This window comes from Loktanella sp. DJP18 (assembly GCF_049310965.1).
Lineage (GTDB): Bacteria > Pseudomonadota > Alphaproteobacteria > Rhodobacterales > Rhodobacteraceae > Loktanella.
Genome location: NZ_JBMERN010000188.1, coordinates 1 through 5,420, shown reverse-complemented (window position 1 = coordinate 5,420; position 5,420 = coordinate 1). Strand labels below are relative to the sequence as shown.

Annotated in this window: 6 protein-coding genes and 4 pseudogenes; all 10 read right to left on the bottom strand. The window is 62.7% G+C overall.

Translation table 11 applies throughout. From position 1 onward, the window contains the following. Positions 1–86: 86 nt before the first annotated feature. Positions 87–1,641, bottom strand: a pseudogene (locus ACOI1H_RS23395) (ISL3 family transposase). A gap of 126 nt (positions 1,642–1,767) precedes the next feature. Continuing rightward, positions 1,768–2,160, bottom strand: a complete 393-nt coding sequence (locus tag ACOI1H_RS23390; protein ID WP_422440563.1) for a DUF2177 family protein — start codon at positions 2,158–2,160, stop codon at positions 1,768–1,770. Positions 2,161–2,401: 241 nt separating this feature from the next. Next, positions 2,402–2,572: pseudogene (locus tag ACOI1H_RS23385) on the bottom strand (bifunctional hydroxymethylpyrimidine kinase/phosphomethylpyrimidine kinase); the annotation flags it as partial. Further along, on the bottom strand, positions 2,569–3,012 hold the full coding sequence (locus tag ACOI1H_RS23380; protein WP_422440566.1) for a thiamine phosphate synthase: 444 nt from the start codon (positions 3,010–3,012) through the stop codon (positions 2,569–2,571). The pseudogene ACOI1H_RS23385 and the gene ACOI1H_RS23380, both read right to left, overlap by 4 nt. 69 nt (positions 3,013–3,081) lie before the next feature. Continuing rightward, positions 3,082–3,251 (bottom strand): annotated as a pseudogene (locus ACOI1H_RS23375) (AMP-binding protein); the annotation flags it as partial. After that, the gene (locus ACOI1H_RS23370) at positions 3,248–3,874 is read right to left on the bottom strand and encodes an enoyl-CoA hydratase-related protein (RefSeq protein ID WP_422440562.1); all 627 of its coding nucleotides are present in this window, start codon (positions 3,872–3,874) and stop codon (positions 3,248–3,250) included. The gene ACOI1H_RS23370 and the pseudogene ACOI1H_RS23375, both read right to left, overlap by 4 nt. A 24-nt stretch (positions 3,875–3,898) precedes the next feature. Then, positions 3,899–4,321 carry an OsmC family protein gene (locus tag ACOI1H_RS23365; protein ID WP_422440564.1) on the bottom strand — a complete coding sequence of 141 codons (423 nt, stop codon included), beginning with the start codon at positions 4,319–4,321 and terminating at the stop codon, positions 3,899–3,901. Next, the gene (locus ACOI1H_RS23360) at positions 4,321–4,452 is read right to left on the bottom strand and encodes a hypothetical protein (protein WP_422440561.1); all 132 of its coding nucleotides are present in this window, start codon (positions 4,450–4,452) and stop codon (positions 4,321–4,323) included. The genes ACOI1H_RS23365 and ACOI1H_RS23360 overlap by 1 nt, the downstream gene beginning before the upstream one ends. Positions 4,453–4,523: 71 nt before the next feature. Next, positions 4,524–4,799, bottom strand: coding sequence for a hypothetical protein (locus ACOI1H_RS23355; protein ID WP_422440559.1), 276 nt, complete (start codon positions 4,797–4,799; stop codon positions 4,524–4,526). Between the two features lie 299 nt (positions 4,800–5,098). After that, a pseudogene (locus ACOI1H_RS23350) lies at positions 5,099–5,420 on the bottom strand (peptidase); the annotation flags it as partial.

Here is a 5,420-nt window from a genome sequence, read left to right as displayed (position 1 = left end):
GGGGGGTCATTTTGGGGCACCGATAACCCCGCTACCAGGTCAGAATTGGGCTCCAACTCACTTTTGATGACGTCGATCTCTTCTCCTCAGGTTGTTGCGGCGATGCGGGCTTTCAGGGTCGTTATACTCGCGCGGCCATACACCTTGCGCTTGAGAAGTCTCAGGCGATTGATTTTGCCCTCGGTCTGCCCGTTCGACCACGGCAGACTCAGGGCGGCGGCAACGGCAGCTTGATCCCTTTGCAATCCACGAGCGAAGGAGGACAGCAAGCTGGCTTTTGCGTTTTTGAGCCATGGGTCGATTTGATCAGCGCAGCTCGTGCGCACCGTGCTGGTGAATTGGTCCGCAAGCAGTCTGAACTGCGCCAAGGCCGGCAGGGCGGCTTCGATCTGCGTTGCCAGAACGGCATCAGCTTTACTCAGGGGGTCACGTCCAATAGTCAGCAGGCGTCCGATCCGTCGCGCTGGCGACGACTTTCCGATAGCGATCGGCAAAGCCCTTTCGGCGCGCCGCTGCCGGGTGGCCCATTCACCCACAACCCTGAGGCTGCCGCGGAACCCATTGCCCTTCAGCCGCCGCCACAACTCGGCACCATTGCGGTAGCCGTCCGACCATTCGCTTTCCAGCCGCGAGAGCCATGGCGCAAGACTGCTTCCCCAGACGCGGAACACGTCCTCGCGCTCGCCACGCAGGATCTGACGGACAAGCGTCCGGCTCGGCCCGGTCCGGCGGACGATCTGCTTGGTCGGGGAGCCGTCTATGGCCATATTCCGAACCATCTTGTTGATATCCTGTCTTCGCCGGAACCCCTCCGTATTGCAATCTTTCCGCCGCTGTCAGCAGTGTCGGATCCAGCTTGGTGATGCCGATCGTCCTGCGGATCGCGGGTATGCCCCTCTGGACCACCGACAGGAAGGCCGCGTTGGCATTCTCCAGCAGGTGCCAGCGATCGGCGACCTGAATGGCTTCTGGCAAGGCCTTCGTGATGGCGCTGCCATAGACGCCGTTGCAGTCGCGGACGACCACTTCGACTTGCGGATGGGCACGCAACCAGGCTTCGACCGTGGCAGGCGCGCGATCCGGCAGCAGATTGATCACCCGGCGTCGTTCCAGATCGCAGATCAGCGTGCCGTAGCGCTGGCCCTTGCGCCAGGTCCAGTCGTCGATGCCAATTATCCGCGCTTCCGCCATGCCGTCACCCTCGTTATCAGCAAAGCTGCGCAGGAACGTATTCTTGCTGACGGCCAGCGGAAGCCGCCGCCCGAGCGCCTGCGCTGGACGTCCGCCCAGTGCCAGCGCGAGGAGGCGGATAAATCCCTGCAAGCGGGCTATTCGCCGCCAATGGGGGCGGGTCAGGCCGGGATCCAGTCGCTCGGCAAAGATCGCGCGGCAGCACTTGCCCGAGCAGCAGCGAAATCGTCTGACCTGCACCACCAGGTGAACGTCAAAGCCATGCGCCGGCAGATCGGCGAGGCGGCGGCGATAACGGCTGTGAACCCGTCCGGATCGTACTCCACACTTGGGGCACGCCGCCCAACCGTTTGCAGCTTTGGCAGAAATCTTGATCTGTCCACTGTCGAAACCCAATTGATCGACCAACAGCCCAGCAGGCAGAAAATTCTTCTTGTTCAGGCGCGGCATCAAACCCCCGCCACATGACGTCCATGAGAAGACCTACCGGCACCGTCTCACGGGCATCATCAAAAGTGAGTCAGAGCCAAAGTTGCACGCCTTCTCATCCTTATTGATGTTGCCGGAAACCGATGGTCAGCTCTGGAAGCGCAGCATCAGGGCGACGCCAGCCCAAGCACAGAAACCGGTCAGCATAGCGCCCCAGATCGTATCTGTGGCGACCATCTGCCAGGACCAGTTCTTCATGATCGACATTGAGGTGAACTCATAGGTGCCATAAGCCATTGCACCGATGATGGCCCCGTGGAGTGCTGCCCGGCCAGGGGTTTCGTCACGCAACGCGGGTATTGACACAAGAAACACGAGACCGGCGACATAGGCCAGATAGAATAGGCCTGCGGGGGCAAGCATCGGGCTGTCCCGCATTGTCTCCCCAAGGTGACGGGTGAAGAGAGGCTTCATAACATAAGTCAGCATCACAGCATCGATCGCCAGGAAAAGATTGGCTGTCAGAACGTAGAGGATCATGGCGGCACTCCAGACCAAGTTTGTCATCAATGTAGGCTGGTGCGGTGAGACGGCGATGCGCGCTGGTCGTCGGCCACGACGGAATTATCCGCAAATCTGGCTGGTCGACGTTGCGGGCATCGCGACCGCTGCTGGCGCAATCGGACGGCAGCCGCTTATCAACCAAAGACCAATCCTCCGTCGACGATCAGGTTCTGCCCCGTTACCGCCCGCGCCCAAGAGCTGGCGAAGAAGGGGGTTAGGCCGGCGGCACCAGTTCGACCGCGCTGACTTCTTGGGCGTTCTGTGCTGTCAGCGCCGTCAGCGCAGCCATACCGTAGGTGCCGGTCGCGGCAAAGGTCTTGAGGTCGGCCTGGATGCCGGCACCGCCCGACGGGTCGGAACCGGCGATGGTGAGGACATTCCGGATCAACGGGCGGCTGCCCTTGCCATGTCGAGGGCGTGGCGTAGGGCACGGGCGGCGCGTTCGGTGTCCGGCTGCCCGCAGATCGCGGAGACCACGGCCATGCCCTCGCAGCCTGCGGCCAGCAAACCCGCGGCGTGCTCTTGCTTCAGCCCGCCGATGGCAACACTCTGGAGGGTGGCAGATCCGACCAGTTCGGCCAGACACCGCAACCCGATGCGGGGCTTGTGATCGGGCTTCGAGGCTGTCGGAAATCTGGTCTCGATGCCAAGGTAGTCCACGACGCCCGGGTCGGCCGCGCGCACCTGATCCACTGTTTCACATGACAGGCCAATGATCGCGTCGGGCCCCAGCCGCGCGCGCGCTTCGGAAACCTTCACATCATCCTGACCCAGATGAACCCCGTCCACCTCGGCCGCGGAAGCGGCGTCTATGTCGTCATTGACGATCAGCGGCCCGCCAGCGCCTGCCTCAGCGCCCGGGCCGCATTAATGCGGTCGGGCGTCATGGCCGTTTTGCAGGACCGAAACCGTATCGCCGCGCCCGATCCCCGCCTGTGTCAGCGCCAGTGCCAACTTCCGCGACCGTCGGTAGAAATTGGCATAGATGCGCCGCAACGCACCATGCACGATGGCCGTATGGTCCGAAACACGCTGGCAGCGCGTTCCAGAAATGTCAGCGGCGTCAGGGGGTGATGATTCGTGGGATTGCGATCAAGCCCGGTGTTGTAGGGTTCGCGTCCACCATCTCGGGCATCCTGCCAGGCAGGCGAGCGCCCGCGGCGGTGGCCACGCCCGTGACCTCGGCAATGACGGGCTTTGGCCCGGCGACGATGCTCTGCATGACGCCGGAACACTGCGTCAGGACCGGGGCGAAATAGGTGCGCCTGTCGTCAAGACCGGCACGGCCTGCGGTCATTTCCTTCAGGTCATGACCCGCACAGAAGGCCGGGCCGTTCGCGGCAATCACAATGACACGGACTGCAGGATCGGCCCCGGCCCGGGCAAAGGCACCCGCCAGTTCAGCCCGCATTCCCTCCGACAGCGCATTGCGCCGCGCGGGGTCGTTCAGTGTCAGGCGCAGGATGCCGTCAGCGTCCAGATTCTGCATCAGGATGCTGGCCGTCAGCATGGCATCCGGGCCTGCATGGGCGGGTTGCAGGATGTTAATCTCGACGCTGTCCGCCAGTGTGTTGGCGATGAAGCAGTAGCGGTACGTGCGGTGCTGCATCTTGTCCAGTTCGGCTCCGGACGGCGAAAAACCTGTATCGAACCGCACGACCGGGTGCAGGTCGATGCGCGTCACCGACATCTGGCATTGGGCGTTCTTGCCCAATTAGGCGATGGCATGGTCGCTGTAGCTAGCCACCGGCCAGCCGGCCTCGGCCGCCAGCGCCAGAAAGGTCATCATGTGGCAACTCGACAGCGCCGAGGCCAGCGCCTGTTCTGGATTGGTATGGGCCGGGTCGCCGACCCAGTCGGGGGCGGCGTCCACACGGATGTCGCAATCGCTGTTGAACTGCACGGAATGTGCATTGGCATACTGTCCGGTCAGCAGCATGGGTTCTGCACGCTGCCAATGCAGTTGGATCAAAAGTCGAACATGGATCAGGTCTCTTTTCCGGGCCGGGCCGATCAGGCGGCGGCACGCCTCTTCTTGGGGTCGTAGAACGGCTGTTGCACCACGTCGCGCGGGCCCGCCCGGAGGGGTCATGGCCTCCACCTCGGTCCCGATCTGCGCTTGGGCGGTGGCGACCATCACCAAAGCGAGGTTCCGTTCCAGCCAAGGGAATAGACCGCCGATGTGACCTTGCCGATCTGCGTGCCGTCCCGGCTGACCGGCCAGAAGGTCGTATTCGGACCTTTCATCGGTTCACTGTCGATGATCACGCCGACCCGTATCCGGCTGACACCCTGATCGCGGATGCGGCACAGCGCGGCCTAGCCGATGAAACCGGCCTTCATGTCCAAGTTGACAAGGCGGTCGAGCCCCAGCTCGTAGGGATTCGTCGTGATATCCGCATCCGCATGGTATGACAGCATCCCGCCTCGATCCGGCGGATCGAGGAGGTGTGGCCAGGCTTCAGACCGAAGGCCATCTCCGCCGCCATGATCCGTTCCCACAGCGCGTCGCCATCAGCGCTGTTGCGCAGATGGATCTCGTAGCCCAGTTCGCTCGACCGTCCGGTGCGCGACACGAGCAGCGGAATGCCGTCGATTCTCGGGGACAGGGCCACCCAACTCCTTGGTGCCAAGCGCTTTCAACAGCGCATCCCAAGCGCGGAAACGCATTCCGTCTAAGCCAATGACTGCGACGACCTAACAATCACACGCCGTAAGAATCCGGGCGACAACCGCCAAGTCATCGGCCGTCATTGACTCCACGACAACGTAAGGTCCATTAGCATCCTTCCCCGGCCAGATGCGTACGCGCAATTCTCTCGACACCTTCCGCAGCACCGCGTGGGGGCCATGAACTGTGAGGCGTATTAGCGGGCGATACCCGGCCCTTGTCCATCCTGGTGCGCCGTCTGCGTCATTGCAGCACCGGCCGGGGGGCCAGCAGTTCGGCACGGTCGAGCATGCGGTTCGCGGTGCGCAGGCTTGGCATCAGACCTGACCTCACGGTCATATGTATCGCGTCGGTCATGGCATCTACAGCTAGTCGCGGCACCCTTCGCCGCTCTCCCTGTGTCGCGACGTAGCCGCACAGCTGTAAGCCTGTCAGGTCAGGCAGGTCGAGAACGACACACCGACTCATTAAGGCATCGGACAGGCCCAGCCGGCTGTTGGCCGACATGACCCAGTTCGCCCAGGAGGCATCGAATTTGACCTGAAAGTACGGACACTCCCAGGTC

Bases quoted from the DNA above. Each gene is read 5' to 3' on its own strand.
- ACOI1H_RS23390 (WP_422440563.1), bottom strand. From the start codon at position 2,160: ATGATCCTCTACGTTCTGACAGCCAATCTTTTCCTGGCGATCGATGCT.
- ACOI1H_RS23370 (WP_422440562.1), bottom strand. From the start codon at position 3,874: ATGTCGGTGACGCGCATCGACCTGCACCCGGTCGTGCGGTTCGATACA.
- ACOI1H_RS23365 (WP_422440564.1), bottom strand. From the start codon at position 4,321: ATGGTCGCCACCGCCCAAGCGCAGATCGGGACCGAGGTGGAGGCCATG.